We start from the raw sequence: 20,112 nt of genomic DNA, 5'->3' as shown, positions 1-20,112 counted from the left end.
GCTCGTAGAGTGTATCTGCATATATATACAACTACAGAGGGATTTTTGCAACCACCGCGAGAATAAAAATATGGAGAGCGGCAGATCCAAGGGAACCGTTGCCAATCACCGATTGTTGATGGCAGGCCATGGGAAGTGAATGGTCCATTTCGGGCCGATAATTTATGGGCGGCGCAGGGGCAAAATGGAGTTTTAGATGAAGCTTTTTGAAGGGCTCGCCCGTTATCAGCCGCAGGCGCTCGCCGCGCTGCGGATCATGACCGCGCTGCAGTTCATCGAGCACGGCACCCAGAAATTGTTCAATTTCCCGGTCGGCGAGCACGCCGGCAGCTTGAGCGGGCTTCCGCTAGCGGCCGGGATCCTCGAATTCGCCGGCGGCATCCTGCTGGCGCTGGGACTCTTCACCCGCCCCGTGGCGTTCCTGCTCTGCGGCCAAATGGCGATCGCCTATTTCATGGCGCACGCGCCTCGCGACTTCTTCCCCGTCAACAATGGCGGCGACTCGGCGATCTCGTTCTGCTTCATCTTCCTCTATCTGGCATTCGCCGGGCCCGGCGCCTTCGCACTGGACAACCGCAACAACGCCAGGGCTTGACGGCAGGATACGCGCCCGCTTCAGGCGCGCATCCGCTGGAAGTTGGCATCGAACAACGGCGCAGCCTGAACGCGCGCCGCATGGCGCTTGCCGAGAATTTCGATTTCGAAACCGTCCGGCCGGTCGGCAATCTCCTTCGGCACATAGCCCATCGCGACCGATTTGCGCGAATTATGGGCATATCCGCCCGAAGTGACCCAGCCGCGCACAGCGCCATCGTGCCAGATCGCCTCGTCGCCGATGACGTCGGCATGCTCTGCATCGACAATGAAGGCGCGCAACCTGAGCTTGCCGCCCTGCTTGCGCTCGGCGAGCGCCGCCTCCTTGCCGATGAAATCTGCGTCCTTGCCATAGGCGACGAAACGATCGAGCCCCGCTTCGACCGGGCCGTAGATAGGCCGATATTCGCGCGCCCATGAGCCGTAGTTCTTTTCGAGCCTGAGCGCATTGAGAGCGCGCGCGCCGAACAGGCCGATGCCGAATTCCTGCCCGGCCGCCATCAGCGCCTGGAAGGCTGCGCGCTGATACTCCGGCGCCACCCAGATCTCGAAGCCCAGATCGCCAGTGTAGCTGACGCGGCCTACGAGGCACGGCGCCATGCCGATATCCATCCTTGCCACCGCCATGAAGGGGAACGCGGCGTTGGATGTATCGGCACGGGCGACCTTGGCCAGCACATCCCTCGCCTTCGGCCCGGCGATGGCGAGGCCGGTGAGTTTCTGTCCCAGCGCCTCGATGCGCGCGGATCCGTCCTTCGGCAGATGCGATTCGAACCAGCGCATGTGGTACTGCTCGGCGACGCCGGAACCGGCGATGAACCAGTCGCCGTCACCAACATTGGCCAGCGTGAAATCGCCGATCAGCTTGCCGTCATTCTTGAGCATAGGCGCGAGCGTCATGCGGCCGCGCTTGGGCAGTTTGCAGGCAAGCACGCGATCGAGCCACGCCTCGGCGCCCTGGCCGGTGACCCTGTATTTAGCGAAGCTCGAAATCTCCGCCAGGCCGACGCCCTTGCGAACGGCTGCGACCTCCTTGGCGACATGGTCGAAATCGCTCGAGCGCCGCCACGAGAATTCGTCCTTGACGCCCTCCGGCGCGTACCAAAGCGGCACTTCCAGCCCGTACGCCACGCCCCATTGCGCGCCCTCGGCCGACAGCAGATCGTAGACCGGCGTCGTCTTGAGCGGACGTGCGGCGGGCAGTTCTTCGTTGGGGAAGCGGATCGAGAAGCGGCGAGAATAGTTTTCGCGCACCTTGGCGTTGGTGTAGGCCATCGTCGCCCAGTCGCCGTAGCGCGCCACATCCATCGCCCAGATGTCGGCGCCCGGATCGCCCTCGATCATCCAGTTGGAGAGCGCCAGGCCGACGCCGCCGCCTTGGCTAAAACCCGCCATGACGCCGCAGGCGACCCAGAAGCCCGGCAGGCCGCGCACCGGGCCGACCAGCGGATTGCCGTCCGGCGCGAAGGTGAAGGGGCCATTGATGATCTGTTTGATGCCGGTTTTCTGAAAGGCCGGGAAATGACGGAAGCCGACTTCGAGTGATGGCGCGATGCGGTCGATATCGGGCTCCAGCAGCTCGTGGCCGAAGCTCCACGGCGTGGTGAATTCGGACCAGGGTTTGTTGGCCTTCTCGTAAGTGCCCATCAGCATGCCGCCGCGCTCCTGGCGCAGATAGAGCTCACCGTCGAAATCGACCGCGTGGATGATCTCGGTGCCGGTCTTCTGGTTCCAGTCGGCAACCTCGGGCATGTCCTCCGTGATCAGATACATGTGCTCCATCGCCAGCACCGGCAGTTCGAGCCCGACCATGCGGCCGACCTCGCGTGCCCACAACCCGCCGGCGTTGACCACGTGCTCGGCGATCACATCGCCCTTGCTGGTGACGACACGCCACAGCCCGTCGGGTCGGCGCACGATGTCCTCGACCTTGGTGAAGCGCTCGACCTGCGCGCCAAGCTTGCGCGCCGCCTTGGCGTAAGCATGCGTCACACCGGACGGATCGAGATGGCCATCCTCCTTGTTGCGAACCGCGCCGACGAATTGTTTCGGATCGATGAGCGGCATCAATTCGGCCGCCTCCTTCGCGGAGATCACTTCGAGATCGATGCCGAGATAGCGGCCTTTCGAGACCACGCCGCGCAGCCAGTCGAGCCGCGCCTCGGTGGCCGCCAGAAGCACGCCACCTGTGAGGTGCACGCCGGTCGCCTGGCCGGAAAGTTCCTCGATCTCCTTGTAGAGGGAGATCGTGTATTTCTGCAGCTTGGCGACGTTAGGATCGCCATTGATGGTGTGCATGCCACCCGCTGCATGCCAGGTCGAGCCGGAGGTCAACTCATCGCGCTCCAGAAGCACGACATCGGTCCAGCCATGGCGGGCGAGATGGAAGAGCACCGAACATCCGACGACACCGCCGCCTATCACCACGACCTTTGCATGCGACTTCATGGGATTTTTCTCGTTATTTCAGGGAGTCATGTAGACAAAGTGAATCGGAAAGGCAGCGCCAGGCGACGCTAACGTCACGGCTCGCCCTGCCCGATCGCTTCCTTGCGGCGTGCGACATAGGCTTCGAGAGCCTCGCGCACGCCGGGATCCATGATGGGCTCGACATATTCTTCCAGCGCCTTCTTCCAGAGCCGCGTCGCGCGCGCCGTCGCATCGGGCGCACCGGCCTCCTGCCAGGCTTCGTAATTCTGCCAGTTGGAGAGCATCGGCTGATAGAAGGCGGTGGCGTAGCGCTCCAGCGTGTGCGGCTCGCCGAAGAAGTGGCCGCCCGTCGGCACCGCGCCAAGCGCCTCGACGGCGAGTTCGTCCTCGTCGACCACAATCGGTCGCAGGAACTCCATCATGTGCTGGATCATCTCGACGTCGATGATCAGCTTCTCGAACGACGCCGTCAGCCCGCCTTCCTGCCAGCCGGCGGCGTGGTAGACGAGGTTGCCGTGGCCGAGCACCGCGCCCCACAGCGCCATCAGCGTCTCATAGGCGCCTTGCGCATCGGCGGCATTGGACGCCGAGCCAGGTGTCGTGCGGTAGGGCAGGTTGTAGCGCCGCGCCAACTGGCCGGAAGCGATGTTGGCCTTGGTGTTTTCCGGCGTGCCGAAAGCGGGCGCGCCCGACTTCATGTCGACATTGGAGGTGAAGGCGCCGTACATCACCGGCGCGCCCGGGCGAACCAGTTGCGTCAGCAGCACCCCGAACAAGGCTTCCGCATTCTGCTGCGCCAGCGCGCCGGCGAGCGTCACCGGGCTCATGGCGCCCATCAGTGTGAACGGCGTCACCGCCACCGACTGGCCGTATTCGGCCATGGTCATCAGCCCTTCCGCCATCATGTCGTCGAATCGGCGCGGCGAATTGACGGAAATGATGGTGGTAATGCCCGGATCATCCGCCATCTGTTCAAGCGTCAGCCCGCGTGAGATCGCCATCATCTCGATGCCGTCAAGCGCCCTGCCCCGGCCGATCGCCGAGACGTGGAAGCATTTGTCCGTCAGAGTCAGATTGGCAAAGTAAGTGTCGAGGTGGCGCGAGTTGGCCGGCAGCTCGATCGGCGCGCAGACCTGGTTGCCCAGCATGTGGATGCAGTTGAAATGCTGCGCCAGCCGGACGAGATCGCAATAGTCGGCGAGATTGCCGGCGCGGCGGCCGCGTTCCATGTCGTGCACGTTTGGCGGTCCGGCGACCAGCGTGAAGTTGATGGTGTTGCCGCCGAGATGAATGGCATGTGCCGGGTTGCGCGGCGTCAGCGTGTAGGAAGAACGCGTGGTCTTCAGCGCTTCGTCGACCATGCCGCGCTCCACGCGCACATTCATCGAGCCGTGATCGACCCTGGCGCCGGCACGTTCGAAGAGCGACAGCGCCCGCGGGCTCATCACCTCGATGCCGAAATTCTCGAGTATGTGCATCGAGGCCTGGTGGATCGCCTCGATCTGGTCGGGCGACAGCGGCGCCATCGGCGGATAGGGATTCACCACGCGCCGCAGCGGCAACTGGGGTATGGGGGATGGCCCGCGGTTGCTGCTCCGCTCGGGGCCGCGCTTGCGTCTTGGTTCTGTCATGGCGCCCATCAGAGCGCCGCCTTGCTTCTGCGGCTGTCAGAAATTCGTCATTTGCCGGCGCGATTTTAGCCGAGGCGGCATAAATCAGAATCGATGGCAAGAAAAGCGGCGCATCGGGTCGGAATATCGACAATGGATTTTTCTCGACGCCATGGCGAGCATTAAGGAACCGCGCAAGATTCCTTTTATGATTTCGGCCTATTCGTCTGATAATGCGTAGGTCGAGTTTTAGTAAAATTGTCGCCGTCTCTGTGCTGCTGGCGCTTTCCGCCTGCGCGACAGCGCCAAGCCATATCAACAATGTCTGTGCCGTCTTCGATCAGAACGACGGCTGGTTCGACAACTGGCAGGCTGCTGCCGAGCGCACCGAGCGGAAATACGGCGTGCCCGTTCCCGTTCTGATGGCGACTGTACGCAAGGAGTCCGGCTTCAAGAGCAACGCCCGGCCACCGCGCACCAAACTGCTCGGCTTCATTCCGTGGAAGCACGTCTCAAGCGCCGTCGGCTATTCGCAGGCGCTCGACGGCACCTGGTCGCAATATCAGATGGAGAGCGGCAACTGGGCGGCGCGTCGCTCTCGCTTTGCCGACGCGATCGATTTCGTCGGCTGGTATCATTCCAAGACCGCCGACACCCTCGGCGTCGCCCGCAACGACACCTACAACCTCTACCTGGCCTATTATCTCGGCTGGAGCGCCTATAGCCGTGGCAATCGCGGCGACGCCGGCGTGCAAAGCTACGCGCGCGCCACCGATCAGATGGCCCGCGACTACGCCGCGCAGCTAAAACAGTGCGGCAGTTGACCGGGGCGCGGAGCCGACGTTGGCGCTGCTCCCTTAGTTCGGCTTCGGCCTCTTGCCGCTCGGACGCTTCGGCGGCGTACCGGCGAAGCCCGGACCTGCACTGTTCGGCGCATCCTCCGGCACACCCTCATGCGCGGCATGCTCCTTGTCGAACTTGATGACCGGCTCCATCTTCGCCAGCACATCGTCCGACAGCCAGCAAAGGCTCATGTGACCGTCGCCGAGATTCTTCACCGGCGGCACCTTCGTCTCGCACAGATTGTCCGGCACCAGCCTCTTGTAGCCGCAGCGCGTCTGGAACGGGCAACCGGTCGGCGGGTTCATCGCCGAGGGTATGTCGCCTTCGAGCACGATATGCTTCTTGACCACGCTGGTGTCGGCGATCGGGATCGCCGACAGCAGCGCCTCCGTATAGGGATGATAAGGCGGCGAGAAGATCTGGTCCGTCGTGCCTTGCTCAACGATATAGCCGAGATACATGACGACGACCCGGTCGGCGATGTAGCGCACCACCGACAGATCGTGGCTGATGAACAGCATCGTCGTCTTGTTCTTGCGCTGGATATCCATCAACAGCTCGGTCACCGCCGCCTGGACCGAGACGTCGAGCGCCGAGACCGGCTCGTCGGCCACCACCACCTTGGCGTCACCGGCGAAGGCGCGCGCCACGCCGATGCGCTGCTTCTGGCCACCGGAGAGCTGGCGCGGCTTGCGCGTCTCGAACGCCCGCGGCAGCTTCACCAGGTCGAGCAGTTCCAGCATGCGCTTGCGCCGCTCGGCAACCGTGTTGCCGACGTTGAATTTCTCCAGCGTGCGGATGATCTGCGATCCGACCGTGTGGCTAGGATTCAGCGTGTCGAACGGGTTCTGGAAAACCATCTGGATCGACGACACCGTGTCGACACTGCGTTCCTCGATGCCGGTCGACTGGATCTCCTTGTTGGCCAGGGACACCGTGCCCGAGCTTGCGGTCTCCAGTCCGAGCAACACCTTGGCAAGCGTCGACTTCCCGCAGCCGGATTCGCCGACGATCGCAACCGTCTCCGACTCGCGCGCCGTGAACGAAATCGTTTCGTTGGCCTTGACGACGCGGCCTTCGCTCGAGCCGAACACCTCGCTGCCGCCGACCTTGTAGTATTTCTTCAGGTCCTGGATCTTGAGCACCGGCGCGCCGGGCTCGACCTTTTCGTTGACCTTCTTGGCGCCGGGCGGCAGCGCTTCCCAATCGATCTCGTTGAAGCGCACGCAGCGCGAGAAATGGCCCTCGTGCCCGTCGACCGCAATCATCGGAATTTCGGCGGCGTTGCAGACGCCCTCGACGAAATGGTGGCAGCGCGGCCCGAAATTGCACCCCTTCGGCCGCTCATGCGGCAGCGGCAATTGCCCGGGAATCGAAATCAGCGGCCGCGAATTCTTGTCGGCGCCGGGCAGCGGGATCGAGCGGAACAGCCCCTGCGTGTAGGGATGACGCATACGGTCGAACACATCCTCGATCTTGCCGGTCTCGACCGCTTCGCCGGAATACATCACCGTGATCTTGTCGCAGGTCTCCAGGATAAGCCCGAGATTGTGCGACACGAAGATCATCGAGGTGCCGAACTTCTCGCCCAGCCCCTTGACCAGTTCGACGATGCCGGCCTCGACCGTGACGTCGAGCGCCGTCGTCGGCTCGTCGAGCAGGAGCAGCGCCGGCTTCGACAACAGCGCCATGGCTATGACGATGCGCTGCTGCTGGCCTCCGGAAAGCTGGTGCGGATAGGAGCGCATCATACGCTCCGGATCGGGCAGCTTCACTGCCCGCACCATTTCGAGCGCTCGGCTATACGCCTCGTCCTTCGACACCTTGTCGTGGATCAGCGGCACTTCCATCAACTGCTGGCCGACCTTCATCGCCGGGTTGAGGCTCGCCATCGGCTCCTGGTAGATCATGGCGATCTTGTTGCCGCGGATGGAGCGAAGCTCCTCGTCGGACATTTCGCCCATGTCCTTGCCCTGGAACTTGATTCGTCCGCCCACGATCTTTCCGATGTTGGAGAGGTCGCGCATGATGCCGAGCGACACGGTCGACTTGCCGCAGCCGGATTCGCCGACAATGCCCATGGCCTCGCCGGGCATCACCGTGCAGGAAAAGTCCATCACCGCAGGTATCTCGCCCTTGCGGGTGAAGAAGGAAATCGAAAGGTTCTCGATCTCGATGATCGGCCCATCGGTTGGCTTGCCTGGATTTCGAACTGCCTCGTTCATGGGTCGCTCCAATCCTTGGTTCTTTTCCGGGCGAGGGCCAAAGACCTCGCCGTCAATCCTTCATCGACTGTTCACGCAGAGAGTCGGCCAAAAGGTTCAGTCCCAGCACGAACGACATCAGCGCAATCGTCGGCGGCAGCGCCGGATGGATGAAGGAGCGCAGCAGGCGGCTGGCATCCTTGATCGCGGTGCCCCAGTCCGGGCTCTCGGGCGCAAGGCCCAGGCCGAAATAGCCGAGCGTGCCGAGCAGGATCGTGGTGTAGCCGATACGCAGGCAAGCATCGACGATCAGCGGCCCGCGTGCGTTGGGCAGTATCTCCCAAAGCATGATGTACCAGGGCGATTCACCGCGCGTCTGCGCTGCCGCCACATAGTCGCGTGTCTTGATGTCCATGGTCAGCCCGCGCACGATGCGGAACACACCGGGACTCGATGCGAACACCACCGCCACGAAAATGTTGAGCTGGTTGGGATCGATATGGACGATCCGCAGCGGATCCTTGTCGAACACCAGGCCCGCATAGATCCAGCCGCCGAGGACCAGCGTCACCCCCATCAGGATATAAAGGCGGTCCGGCCGGTTCTTGAAGCGTGTCCAGAACAGCACGCAGAAGAAGATGATCGGGAACAGGAAGAACAGCCCGGCCATCGCATAGGGGATCGGCGTGTCCATGATGCCTGGCGTGACCAGGAGGTAGAACAGCAGGATAACCGGGAAGGCCAGCACCAGATTGGCCAGGAACGAAAGCACCGTATCGATCCTGCCGCCGTAGTAGCCGGCCGGCAGGCCGAGCGTGATGCCGACCATCAGTGCGAAACCGGTTGCCGCCGGCGCGATGATCAGCACGATCTGGCTGCCATAGACCATGCGAGAGAACACGTCGCGGGCCAGCTTGTCGCCGCCGAAATAGTAGACGAGCTTCGATGCCGGCTCGATCGCGCCGGGCAGCGAGTCCTTCATGATCGGCACCTGGGAGAGCGGATCGAAGGGCGAGATCGTCGAGGCGAAGATTGCGGTGAACAGCCAGAACAGGCAGATGCCCACGCCGGCGATGCCGACGCCGCTGTCGAAGAGCTGTCCATAGAGGCCGAGTTTCTTCTTGTAGACGAAGCTCGCCCCTATGACGATGACCAGTGCTATCCAGACAGGCCAGAAACGTCCCAGCACGCCGAGCACGACATTGAAGGCGCCGATATATTCGAACTGCATCCGCTTCGTCCCCTATTGAACTCTGATGCGCGGATTGAGGAATGCGTAGCCGACGTCGGAGATCAACTGCGTGATCAGCACGATGAACACCGAAACCAGCGAGCAGCCGAGCAAAAGGTCGATGTCGTTGTTGCCGGCCGCCTCGACCAGCGTGTAGCCGAAGCCCTGATAGCGGAACATCACCTCGACGATGACCACGCCGGTGAGCAGCCAGGGAAACTGAAGCATGATGACCGTGAACGGCGCGATCAGCGCGTTGCGCAGCGCATGCTTGACGACGACGGAGCTGAAGGAGAGCCCTTTGAGCCGCGCCGTTCGGATATATTGCTGCGTCATCACCTCGACCATCGAGGCGCGCGTCATGCGCGCGATATAGCCGATGCCGTAAATCGCTAGCGTCATCACCGGCAGGGTGAAATTGTAGAAGGTGAGGCCCTGGCTGGCCGAGGCGGCCGATCCGTTCAGCCAACCCAGCCATGACGCGAAGATGACGGTGAAGATGACGCCCGAGACATATTCAGGCGTCGCCGTCGAGGCGATCGAGGCAACGGACAGCGTGCGGTCGGTCCGCGATCCCTCCCGCATGCCGGCAAGGATGCCGACGAGCAACGAGATCGGCACCATCACCGCGAGGACCCAGAACATCAGAAGCCCGGTGGCGCTGAGCGCGGGAAAGAGCTTCGCGCCCACTGTCGTCTTGAATTTGGTCGAGCAGCCGAAATCGCCCTGCAGCACGCCGGAGAAGGTCGGCACCAGGGGGTCATTGCAGAACGAGAAGCGCTGCGCCGGCTTCCCGGTCGCCGGATCCGTCGCCGGCTGCTTGGGCAGGAGGCCCAGCCACTGACCGTAACGCACAAAGAAGTTCTGCCGGTAGCCATGCTCGACCAGCCAGCTCTCGAGCTGCTCTGCGGAGGTGTGCATTTCGGTCTGGCTGATCGCCAGCTTCTTCAGATTGGGATCGAGGTTGATCAGGAAGAAGACAATCAGGGTCAGGCACAGCATCGTCAGAGCCATTGTGCCGAGACGTCTCAGGATGAAAGAAAGCATGGCCGGCCCCTGCCGATGGGTTGGGGGAGCCTGCTTGCCCGTCCGGCCCGCCATGAGGCGGAGCAAGGCCGGCAAACAGACGATCGAATGCTGACGCCCTATTTTTGCACGAGCCAAGTCCGGGAGTCCGCAACTTTTTAGCTGCAGCGGCTCTCCGGCCGCGGATCAGGCAAGGAGGGGGACAAAGGGGCCGAATCGCCCCTTCGTCCGTTGGCTTTTGATCACGCCTGGTCGAGCCAGACCTTGCCGTAGTCGCGCTCGAAGGTCGGGTGCATCTTGTAGTTCTGCACCGCCTTCACGGAGTGGCTGTAGAGCTTGCGCCAGTAAGGCTGGATGATGATGCCGGAATCCTGCAGGATCTGCTCGATATCCTTCATCATCTCCTTGCGCTTGGTCGCGTCGGCGACCGCGAGCGCGGCGTTGAGCTTGGCGTCCCAGTCGGGGTTCGACCAAGCGGTCTCGTTCCAGGCCTCGCCGGTGCGGTAGCCGATCGCCAGAACCTGCACGCCCAGCGGCCGCATGTTCCAGTTGGTCGTCGACAGCGGATATTTCGTCCAGTCGTTCCAGAACGTCGAGCCCGGCAGAACGGTGCGCTTCACCTTGATGCCGGCGTCGCGCAGCTGCGCGGCGATCGCATCGCCGGTGTTCTTGTGCCAGTCCTCGTCGACCGAGATCAGCTCATGCTCGAAATCGGCCTGACCGGCTTCAGCCATCAAGGCCTTGGCCTTGGCTGGGTCACGCTTGATCTTCGCAAGCTCGTAATATTCCGGATGGATCTGGCAGACATGATGGTTCTCGGCCACCGTGCCGGCATTGCCGTAGCCGAGCTGGAGAACGACATTGTTGTCGACCGCGAGCTGCAACGCGTTGCGGACCTTCTGGTTGTCGTAAGGCTTGTTGTTGACGTTGGTGCGGCAGACGATCGTCGACGCCGTCACCACTTCCGACTTCACCAGATCCATGCCGTCGAGGATCGACACATAGTCGGCCGAGGTCTCGAAATTGGTGTGCACTTCACCCGCTTCGAAGGCGCTGACCATGGCAGCCGGGTCGGTGCCGTAGTCGATGAACTCGACGCCATCGAGGAACACTTCGCCGTCCCACCACTTGTTGTCGGCGCGGCGCTTGTAAACCACCTTCTGGCCGACATCGTAAGACACGAGCTCGAACGGACCGGTGCCGATCGGGCAGGCTTTGAAGTCGCCGCCTTTCTCGTCGAAGCTCTTATGGACGATGAGACCCGGATAGTCGCACATGTTCGGGATCAGCGCGATGTCAGGCTTGGCAAGCTTGAGCTTGATGGTCATGTCGTCGACCTTGGTCACGGCGCTCTCGTCGAGCTTGTCGTCCTTGACCAAAGTGCCGAGACGGCCGGGCATCGAGTTGCCCTCGGCCTTTTTGTCGGCCCAGCGCTTGAGATTGAATATGACGTCGTCTGCCGTGAAGGCGTCGCCGTTCGTCCAGGTCACGCCCTTGCGAACATGCAGCGTGTATTCGGTGGCGTCGTCGTTGACATCCCAGCTTTCCAGCAGATACGGACGGAACGTGTATTCGGTCGTGTATTTGACGAGCGGTTCGAGCGCCTGGCGCTCGGCATTGGCGATTTCCGACCAGTCGGATTTGCGCGGATCCTTCGGATCCTTGACCCACTGCGCGACCTTCAGGACGCCGCCCTTCTTGCCCTGCACGTCCTCGGCCCGTGCCGGTGTCGGATCGGCGAGACCGAGCAGCCCGTAAGCCATTGCCGTCGATGCGCCAAAAACGCTGGCGAGCGCGAGGAATTCGCGACGGTCGACATTGCCTGCCTTGGCTTCTTCGGCCAGGGCCAGGATGTGATCCGGGACGCGATCACCGTTACTCTTGTAGCTTGCCATGACTAACTCCCATTGTTGGCTTTTTGCCTTTTTAGCATTCCGCATCCAAACCGTGATGTCAAAGACGGTTTGAACTGAGAACATGTTGGCGAATGTGCAACTTTGGAATGAGGCCGGTTCGCGTGTTAGCGACAGCCCTGGCGCAAAATTGCTATTGCGTACCAGTTTTCGGACAAATATCGACGCCCGATTAAATCAATCTATTCGAGGGAACGCGGAATGCGCGAGCGCCGATCTTCGTCGCCTGCGCGCCACGGTGGGGGCGTCAGTATTCGCGTTCGTAGAAGATGCCGCCTTTGGCTTCGCCAGCATCGGTCGCCTCGCCGCGCAGCTTGACGCCACGCCCGACATTGAGGTCGATCGCCGCCTTGCCGGAACCCGGCTTGTCGCCCTTCTGGATCGTCACATAGGTGCGGTCGTTGAGGTATTTGCCGGCGGAGACGGCGGTGCCGCCCTTCTCGTCCGTGGTCACGTCCAGGTCGTCGACGCCGATGGCGCTGCGCAGGTTCTCGAGCAGCGACGTCGAGCCGCCGACGCCGGCCAGTTGCGCGGCCGCCTCGGCCAGCTGCGCGATCTGCAGCGGCGAAAGATTGGACATCGAGCGGCCGAAGATCAATTGCGCGAGCACCTCGTCCTCCGGCAGCGCCGGAACCGAGGAGAAGTTGAACTTCGGATTGGTCGCCTCGCCTTGGACCAGGATGGTGACGGTGGCGGTGCTCGTCGTCGTGGTCGCCGTCAGGTTGAGGTAAGGCACCAGCGAGCCGGAAAATCCGACCGTGCCTTCAGTGAAGGTCAGGCGCTTGGCGAGTATCGACAGCCGTCCGCGCTGCAGGGTGAAGGTGCCGACTGCTTGCGGCGACGATGCTGGGCCCGTCAGCCTGAGCGACCCGCCGAGCTCGGCGTCGACGCCCCTGCCCTGGATGAATATCTGGTTCGGCGCATTGACCGTCACGTCGAGGACGAGGCCGCCGCCGCCACCGCCGCCGCCGCTGGCGGACTCCGGGCGCAGCGCCTTGTCCTGCGCGCGCACGGCGCGGGGCGCGTTCTTGTGCTTGACATCGAGCGCCGAGAGCGACGCCGGCAGCTTGTCGGGGACGGTGATAACCGTCCGTCCCAGGTTGATGGTGCCGGCGATCACCGGCGCCGAGGCGAGCGGCCCCTTGATGGTCAGGTCGCCGCCGAGATTGGCGGTGACCACCCTGCCGTCGGTGTAACGCCCGTCGGTGAGCTTGACCGACAGGTCGGCGGGGAAGCCTTGCGCCGGATTGATGCCGACGGTGCCGCTGGCCGACAGGCTGCCGCGCGTCGACAGCGTGCCGGTCAGGCGGTTGATCCTGGCGACGCCGGAACCGATCGAAACCTCTGCGGCGATATCGTTGACCGCGAGCCCTGAGCGGGCGTCGATGAAACGGGCCCCCGAGGTGCTGACCGTGCCGCCTATGACGGGCGAGGACGCATGACCACGCACCTGCACGTTGACATTGGCCGTGCCGCTCAGCGCGAGCCCTTGCGCGGCAAGCTTCGCGGCGAGGAAGCTGAACGGCACTTTGCCGCTGAAGTCGAGCACCAGGGCCGGCGTGCCGGCCGTCATCACGGTGCCTCCACCCTTCAGGCCGAGTCCGGCGCCGTCGCTGATGTCGGCGTTGAAGGCAAGCTTGTTGCCGGCAAAGGTTCCTGTCGACGAGACGTTCAGGCCGCCAAGCCCTGCGGCGCGCGTCTGCGACGTCTGCACCCCGGCCGCAGTGATGTTGAAGGCCATGGACGGACTGGCGGCCGCGCCGGACACTTTCACGTTGCCCGAGATCGCGCCGGCCGCATCGAGGCCAGGCTTGAAACTGTTGGCGAGCGACGCCGGCACCTTGGCCAAAGTGGCGTTGATGTCGAGCGCCTGCCCGACCTTGCCCGTCGCGCTCGCCGTGCCGCCGCCGAGGTTGAGCACCAACCGGTCGAGCGTCGTCTGGCCGTTGGCGATGGTCACCGTCGATGCCTGCGCAATGGCCGCCTTGATGCCCTGGACCGTCGCCTGTCCGGAGGAGAGCTCGATCGTCGTCGTGCCGTTCACCACCTTCACGCGGCCGGTCGCCTTCGCGGGAATGTCTTTGATGGTGGCGCCGCCGGAGAAACCGGTCCAGTCGCCGTCTCGCTTCAGGTCGACATCGATGCCGCGGATTGTGGTTGTACCGGAGGTAATGCTCTCAGCGCGAACCTTGCCTGAGATAACGGGCGCGGCCAGATAATTGGCGATCTGAGCGTCGACGGTGACGTTCTTGGCGGCAAGGTCGCCGCGCCGGACCGCGGCCGTGCTCGCCTTGACCGCCACATTGGCCGAGCTGCCGGTTTTTGAGAAAGCGATCGTGCCGCGCACGTCGCCTTCCGCCTTTTCCAGGGCCAGCGCCGCCAGCGGCCCGATATCAGGCAGGTCGAGCGAGACGTTGCCGACCGGCACGAACGCCTCATCCAGCGCGAGATCACCGGAAATCTTGTTCTGACCCAGCGACAGCAACAGCCCGTTGATCGCGCTCTTGCCGTTGGTGGTCGCGAGCACTGCGCTGCCTTGCAGCGGCTGCCCGGCGACATTGCCCGTCAGTTGCACATTGGCCGCCGGATTGGCGGCGTCCGCCTTGCCGGTCGCCGTCAGCTTCAGTCCGGTGATCTCGCGCGCCGCGACCGTAAGGCGATCGCTGTTGACCGTCAGAGACAAGTCGGGCGCGGTGATGGGACCTTGCGCATTCATGGCAAAGGTAACGGCACCCTTGGCATCTTTCGACAGTGGCGAAACGTCGCTCAACGCTCCGGTGATGTCGGCGGCGAGCTTGCCACCGGCAAGGCTCGCCTGCCCGTCGGCGCTCAGCGCGCCCGAACTCAGCTTCAGGCCCTCGACATTGACATTGCCACTGGCATCGCGCTTCAGCGCGGCGCTCAACTGCGCGCGCTCGCCAAGCACGCCGCGCACGGCCGCTGGCAAGGCGGAAGACATGACCTCGGCCTTCAGATTGAGGTCGACGGCACCGTCGCCTAGCGATATTCGGCCGGCGACTTGGCTGTTGAGCGCATCGCTCTTGAGGGAGCCGCTGTTGACGGCGACGGCATCGCTGCTCAAGCGCCCGTCGACCTTCGCCGTAACCTTGCCGGCAATCAGCGGCGCGATCATGGGATTGTCGAGGGCGATCCTGTCCACCGACACCGTGCCGGAAACCGGACCAGCGCGCCCCTCGATATCGAACGCATCCGAATGCAGCACCAGTGTGAGGCCATCCACCTTGGCCTGGCTGGCTGCAATAGACGGCAGATTGGCGGAAACATCCAGGCGCGCTTGCGTGCTTTGGCCCGCCATCTTTGCCGACAACGACTGGACTTCGATCCTGACCGGGCTCTCGGCGCTGCCGACGGTCAGCGGAAGGCTGGGTCCCGATGACGCGAGGTCGAGCGAAAAGTCGCTGGCGCCATTTGGATTTATGGTGCCGGCTGCCTTGCCTGAAATCTTGTCGCCGGAAAGCGTGGCGTGGTCCAAGGCTACACCGCCCGCCAAGGTATAGGTGCCCGCGGCATCGAGGTTGAGCGGCCCGAGTCCGGCCTGCCGGGTCTGACTGGTCTCGGCCCCGGTGAGTTTTGCGTCGAAGCGAATATCGGGCCTGGACGATGCGCCCGTGACATGCGCCGTGCCGTTCAGGATTCCGGCAGCCTCGAGGCCTGGCACGAAATTGTTCGCAACCGCTGCCGGCAGATTGGCGAAGCCGGCCGCCAGGTCGAGTGTCGGGCCGGCGCTGCCGGTGACCGTCGCGGAGCCCCCACCCAGATTGAGCGAGAGCTTGTCGATGCTGGTCACGCCGTTGGCGATGGCGATGCTCGAAGGCTCGGCGATCGCCGCCTTGATGCCGCGCAGGGTCGCCTCGCCCGAAGCGATCTCGATGCTGGTCTTGCCATCGGCGATCTTCACGCGCCCGCTGGCCGTGGCCGGGATGCCCGACACCGTCGCGCCGCCGGCAAAGTTGGTCCAGTCGCCGTCGCGCTTCAGATCGATGCCGATGCCGCTGATCACCGTCGCGCCGGACGTCAAGCTGTCGGCCTTGATCGTGCCCGCAATCGCCGGGCTCTTGAGATAGTTGGCAATCAGCGCATTGACGGTGATCGTCTTCGCCGCCAACTCACCGCGCGCGATCGAGCCGCTGGCCGCATTGATGGCCAGCGTCGGAGCCTCGCCGTCCTTGGCGAAAGCGATCGTGCCATTGATGTCGCCTGTAGCCGACTGGCCGCCGAGGGCCGCCAGCGGAGCAATGTCGGGTACGGCAAGAGTCAGCGTGCCAAGCGGCAGGAAGTGATCGTCAAGCGCCAGATCTCCCGAAACCTTGTTGTCGCCGAGCGACAGGCTGAGCCCCTTGATCGAGCGCTTGCCGGCGGCGGTCACCAGCGACGCCCTGATGTCGAGCGACTGCTCCTCGACGCTGCCGGTCAAGGCGACGTCGGCAGAGGGGTTGGCGATGTCGGCCTTGCCTTTCGCCGACAGCTTGATGTCCTTCACCGTGCGGCCGGCTGCCGTCAGGCTGGCGCTGTCCGCCGAAACCGAGAAGTCCGGCGCCCAGCGCGGGCCGCTTGCGGTCAGCGCGAAATTGATCCCGCCGGCGAGCGGCGTGCCGGCAAGCGACGACAGCGTCGAGACATCGCCCAGCGTTCCCTTGACGTTGGCCTGGATGTCCGAGCCTTGCGCGCTGGCGGTGCCGCTGGCGCTGAGCGAGCCGGAGGTGAGTTCCAGCGCGTTGGCCGCGAACGCGCCTTGCGGATCGCGCGTCGCCGTAGCCGAGAACCTGACCCGTTCGCCCAGCAGCGAGCTGATCTGCGGCGGCAGCGCTTTTGACACGGCGTCGGCGTTCATCTTCAGCGTCATCGAAAGATCGGCGAGCGAGACGCCGGCCGTCAGAGATGCGTTGAGCGCATCGCTGCGCAGCGTGCCTTCATCGATGGTCACGGTCTCGCTGCTGATCGAACCGGAGAGATCTGCGGCGAGCTTGCCCGTGACCAGCGGCGTCAGCGTCGCCACATCGGTTGTCAGGCCCGCCGCCGCGAGCTTGACGCCGACCGGGCCGCTGCGGTTCTCGATATCGAAACCGTCGGAATGGATCGTTCCAGTCACATTGTTGAGCTGCGTGCCGCCGACGGCGACCGAGACCAGCGAGGCGCCGAGATCGACCATCGGCGCCTTGCCGTCGCCGAAGGCGCGCGCCGTGGCCTTTTCGACCGCGACGAGGATCGGCTGCGCGCTGGTGCCGACATCGATAGTGAACGGCTTGTCTTTGGCCGAGATCTCGACCGAGAGGTCGCTGGCGCCTTTCGGGTCGACATTGCCGGCGGCCGTGCCGTGCACGGAGTCGCTCTCAATGATGGCTCGTTCGATGTCCACCCCGCCGGTCGGGGTCGCGATGGCGGCGACATCGAAGTTCGTCTTGCCGGCAAACAGCGACTTGAACTTCTCCGGCAGGAAGCGCTCGAACTCGCCGTCCCCCTTGGCTTCGAAATAGTGGCCCTTGTCGCTCGACTGATGCCGGCCGGTGAGTTGGGTGACGATCTGCCGGTCGACGACGAATGTTCCGATGCCGCTCCAGTTGGCGAGCGGCCCGGTGCCCGACACGACGATGTCGACCGGCGGCGCATCGGGCAGCTTGAGCAGGTTGGCGATGATGCCGCCCGCGGGCTCCGAGGCCTTGAGGTCGACGTCGAGCTTGTTGTCGGCCGGCGCGAAATGGATCTTGGCGTCGACATTGCCCTGCTTGCCGTCGTGACGGGTGACGTTGAGCACCGTGTCGACCGCCAGCGGCGACGGATCGGCCTTGAGCGAGCCCTTGGCTGCAAGTTCCGCAATGCCGCTGCCTGCGAGTTCCTGCCCGAGCGCGATTTCGGGCAGGTCGATCTGCTTGACGTCGACCGAGACCGGCAGGCTGGTCGAGCCGGCTTGTGACGGCGTCTGACTTGCCTGCGGCAGCCGTGCCAGTTCGATGCGCTCGGCCGCGATCCGCTCGGCGTCGAAGTTGCGCGACAAGAGCGCGCTCGGCGACCAGTCGAGCGCCACCTTGCGCGCCACCAGCCAGGGACCGGCACGATCCTCCACCACCACATGGTCGAGCCTGAGCTGACCGGACCAGATGCCTTCTATGCCGTTGATGGTGACCTTGCGATCCTCGCTCGAGGCCATGCTCGAGATGATGCCGGCGAGATTCTGGCGGCCGCCCTCGGTGCCGGTCAGCACCGCGAGCGCGCCGACCGCCACCACCGCAAGCAGGAGCAGCGTGTAGAGGAATAAGCGAAGGATGCGCCAGAATATCTTCATGGTCAGAACGCCTGACCGATGCCGGCATAGATGCCGAAATGCGGATCGCCCGGGTCGCGGTTGAGCGGCACGGCGGCATCGATGCGCAGCGGCCCGAACGGTGTGAGATAGCGCAGGCCAACGCCGGCGCCAACCTTGACGTCCGAGAAATCCGGCGCCGATTTGGTCGAGACGCTGCCGGCGTCGACGAAAGGCACGATGCCGATCGTGTCGGTGACAGCAATGCGCATCTCAGCCGAGGTTTCGAAGAAGGAAAGGCCGCCGATCGGCTGGCCGTCGATGTCCTTCGGGCCGATCCCCTGATAGGCGTAGCCGCGCACCGAGCCGCCGCCGCCCGAATAGAAGCGACGATCTGCCGGCACGTCTTGCAGGCTGGCGCCGACGATGGAGCCGACAGAGACGCGCTCGGCCAAGACGAACTTGCTGGCCGTATCCAGCGACTGGTAGGCCGAGCCTTCGCCCTTCAGCTTCAGGAAGGTCGCGCCGTTGAGGATGTCGTAGCTCGGCTCGGCATAGGCGAGCAGCCTGAAACCCCTCGTCGGATTGAGCCGGTTGTCCCGGTTGTCATAGACATATTGTAGCGGAACGCTGGCGATCAGGTAGGTGTGCTTGCCGAAGACGTCGGTGATCTTCGAATAGTCGAGCGCGAATTCAGCCGAGACCCTCTGCTTCTTGGTCAGGTCATAGGAGACGCCCACATTGCCCTTGACCGAAAAATGGTCATAGGCGTCCGGATGCTCGAGGACCGTCTTGACGCCGGTGAAGAACTTCGACGCTGGCCCGAGCACGCCCGGTTTCTCGAACATGATGCCGGCATTGTAGTTGAGCTTTGAGATGTCATTGCTGCCGATCCCGCTGATCGAGCCGTCGATGCGAAGCTTCTCGGCCCGGCCAAACAGGTTGCGGTGGCCCCAATAGCCTTCCAGGCCCAGCCCTTCCGTGTTTGAGAAAGTGCCGCCAATGCCGAAAAAGCGCGGCTTGCGCTCGCTCACCTGGACATCGATCGGGATGTTGCCGCTGGCGTCGAGGCTGTCGTCTTCTTTGATGGTGACGCTGTTGAACACTTCGAGGCCGAGCAGCCGGTCACGCGCGTCGTCGATCTCCTGCGGCGAATATTGCTGGCCGCGCTTGAGGCCCGTCATATACTCCGTGAAATCGCGGTCGACTTTCTCGGTGCCCGCGACTGTCGTGTCGCCATAACCGGCGACCGGCCCGGCGGCCACGGTCAGCGTGACGTCGAGCGTCGAGGTGTCGTGATCGGCGACGATCTCGCGGCCCGTCACCTTGGCCAGCGGCCTGCCCTCCTCCTTTAGCGCCCGCACGATCGCCGCTTCGGCCTTGAGCACGGCACCGGATCCCGCATCGCCGCCCGCAATCAGGCCGAAATCGGCGCTGGCCAGACCGGCCGCGTCGCCCTTCAGCCTTATGTTGCCGAGCGTGAATTTCGGTCCCGCGGTTATGCTGATCGCCACCGGAATGGGTTGCGGGCCCTTGAACTCGGCATCGGGCGGCAGTTCGTCGATCGACTTGCCCTCGATGGTGATCGTGACCACGCCTTCATAGCGGGCATCGGCGTAGAGAGCGGCGACGAGTTGCTCGCGATCGCTGCGCGCCTTGGCCATCAGGCCGAGCGATCCCGAGACGGGACGCTCCTCGTCGCCCTTGAGCACGGAAGCGTTTTCCAACTTCTTGACCAGGTCCTTGTCGGCGTCGGGCGCATCGATAGTGACCGAATAGCGCAAGGGGTCGACGATGTCGGCGTCCTCGTCGCTGGATGAACCCCAGAGTTTGATGCCGAATATCTCGAAGGCGGCCGCCGGGCGCATTTCGCCGGCGAGCATGGTCGAGCAGGCCAACGCGAAAAGCAGGGCGCGCGGAAGCCCGCGCCCTGGCGCGATCCCCCCCGACATCTGCGTTTCATACGCCGGCATTAAGACAACCTAGTCGACAAAACTAAAAT

At 63.7% G+C, this 20,112-nt stretch carries 10 protein-coding genes; 2 read left to right on the top strand and 8 right to left on the bottom strand.

Annotated features, from left to right (window positions below):
- Nucleotides 1–196 precede the first annotated feature (196 nt).
- Complete coding sequence (locus EJ074_RS25840) at nucleotides 197–595, top strand: DoxX family protein (RefSeq protein WP_129553862.1); 399 nt, start codon at nucleotides 197–199, stop codon at nucleotides 593–595.
- Between the two features lie 20 nt (nucleotides 596–615).
- Here EJ074_RS25840 and EJ074_RS25835 read toward each other — a convergent pair whose 3' ends face one another.
- Together EJ074_RS25835 and EJ074_RS25830 are read right to left on the bottom strand one after the other, a co-directional pair.
- Complete coding sequence (locus EJ074_RS25835; RefSeq protein ID WP_095808232.1) at nucleotides 616–3,042, bottom strand: FAD-dependent oxidoreductase; 2,427 nt, start codon at nucleotides 3,040–3,042, stop codon at nucleotides 616–618.
- Between the two features lie 74 nt (nucleotides 3,043–3,116).
- Nucleotides 3,117–4,655, bottom strand: a complete 1,539-nt coding sequence (locus EJ074_RS25830) for a trimethylamine methyltransferase family protein (RefSeq protein WP_145971899.1) — start codon at nucleotides 4,653–4,655, stop codon at nucleotides 3,117–3,119.
- Between the two features lie 212 nt (nucleotides 4,656–4,867).
- Between EJ074_RS25830 and EJ074_RS25825 the strand changes: the two genes are divergently transcribed.
- Nucleotides 4,868–5,458 carry a hypothetical protein gene (locus EJ074_RS25825; protein WP_095808234.1) on the top strand — a complete coding sequence of 197 codons (591 nt, stop codon included), beginning with the start codon at nucleotides 4,868–4,870 and terminating at the stop codon, nucleotides 5,456–5,458.
- A 33-nt stretch (nucleotides 5,459–5,491) separates the two neighbouring features.
- Here EJ074_RS25825 and EJ074_RS25820 read toward each other — a convergent pair whose 3' ends face one another.
- From EJ074_RS25820 to EJ074_RS25795, 6 genes are all read right to left on the bottom strand, one after another.
- Nucleotides 5,492–7,702 carry an ABC transporter ATP-binding protein gene (locus EJ074_RS25820; protein ID WP_095808235.1) on the bottom strand — a complete coding sequence of 737 codons (2,211 nt, stop codon included), beginning with the start codon at nucleotides 7,700–7,702 and terminating at the stop codon, nucleotides 5,492–5,494.
- Nucleotides 7,703–7,754: 52 nt separating this feature from the next.
- Nucleotides 7,755–8,912 carry an ABC transporter permease gene (locus tag EJ074_RS25815; protein WP_095808236.1) on the bottom strand — a complete coding sequence of 386 codons (1,158 nt, stop codon included), beginning with the start codon at nucleotides 8,910–8,912 and terminating at the stop codon, nucleotides 7,755–7,757.
- 12 nt (nucleotides 8,913–8,924) lie between these two features.
- Nucleotides 8,925–9,959, bottom strand: coding sequence for an ABC transporter permease (locus EJ074_RS25810; protein WP_095808237.1), 1,035 nt, complete (start codon nucleotides 9,957–9,959; stop codon nucleotides 8,925–8,927).
- Between the two features lie 221 nt (nucleotides 9,960–10,180).
- Nucleotides 10,181–11,833, bottom strand: coding sequence for an ABC transporter substrate-binding protein (locus EJ074_RS25805; protein WP_095808238.1), 1,653 nt, complete (start codon nucleotides 11,831–11,833; stop codon nucleotides 10,181–10,183).
- A gap of 265 nt (nucleotides 11,834–12,098) precedes the next feature.
- Nucleotides 12,099–18,152 carry a translocation/assembly module TamB domain-containing protein gene (locus tag EJ074_RS25800; protein ID WP_095808239.1) on the bottom strand — a complete coding sequence of 2,018 codons (6,054 nt, stop codon included), beginning with the start codon at nucleotides 18,150–18,152 and terminating at the stop codon, nucleotides 12,099–12,101.
- 2 nt (nucleotides 18,153–18,154) lie between these two features.
- On the bottom strand, nucleotides 18,155–20,083 hold the full coding sequence (locus EJ074_RS25795; RefSeq protein ID WP_095808240.1) for an autotransporter assembly complex family protein: 1,929 nt from the start codon (nucleotides 20,081–20,083) through the stop codon (nucleotides 18,155–18,157).
- Nucleotides 20,084–20,112: the final 29 nt, after the last annotated feature.

This window comes from Mesorhizobium sp. M3A.F.Ca.ET.080.04.2.1, from assembly GCF_003952525.1.
Classification (GTDB): Bacteria; Pseudomonadota; Alphaproteobacteria; order Rhizobiales; family Rhizobiaceae; genus Mesorhizobium.
Note: the sequence above shows the minus strand (reverse complement) of the source record. Positions and strands in the feature narration are given on the sequence as shown.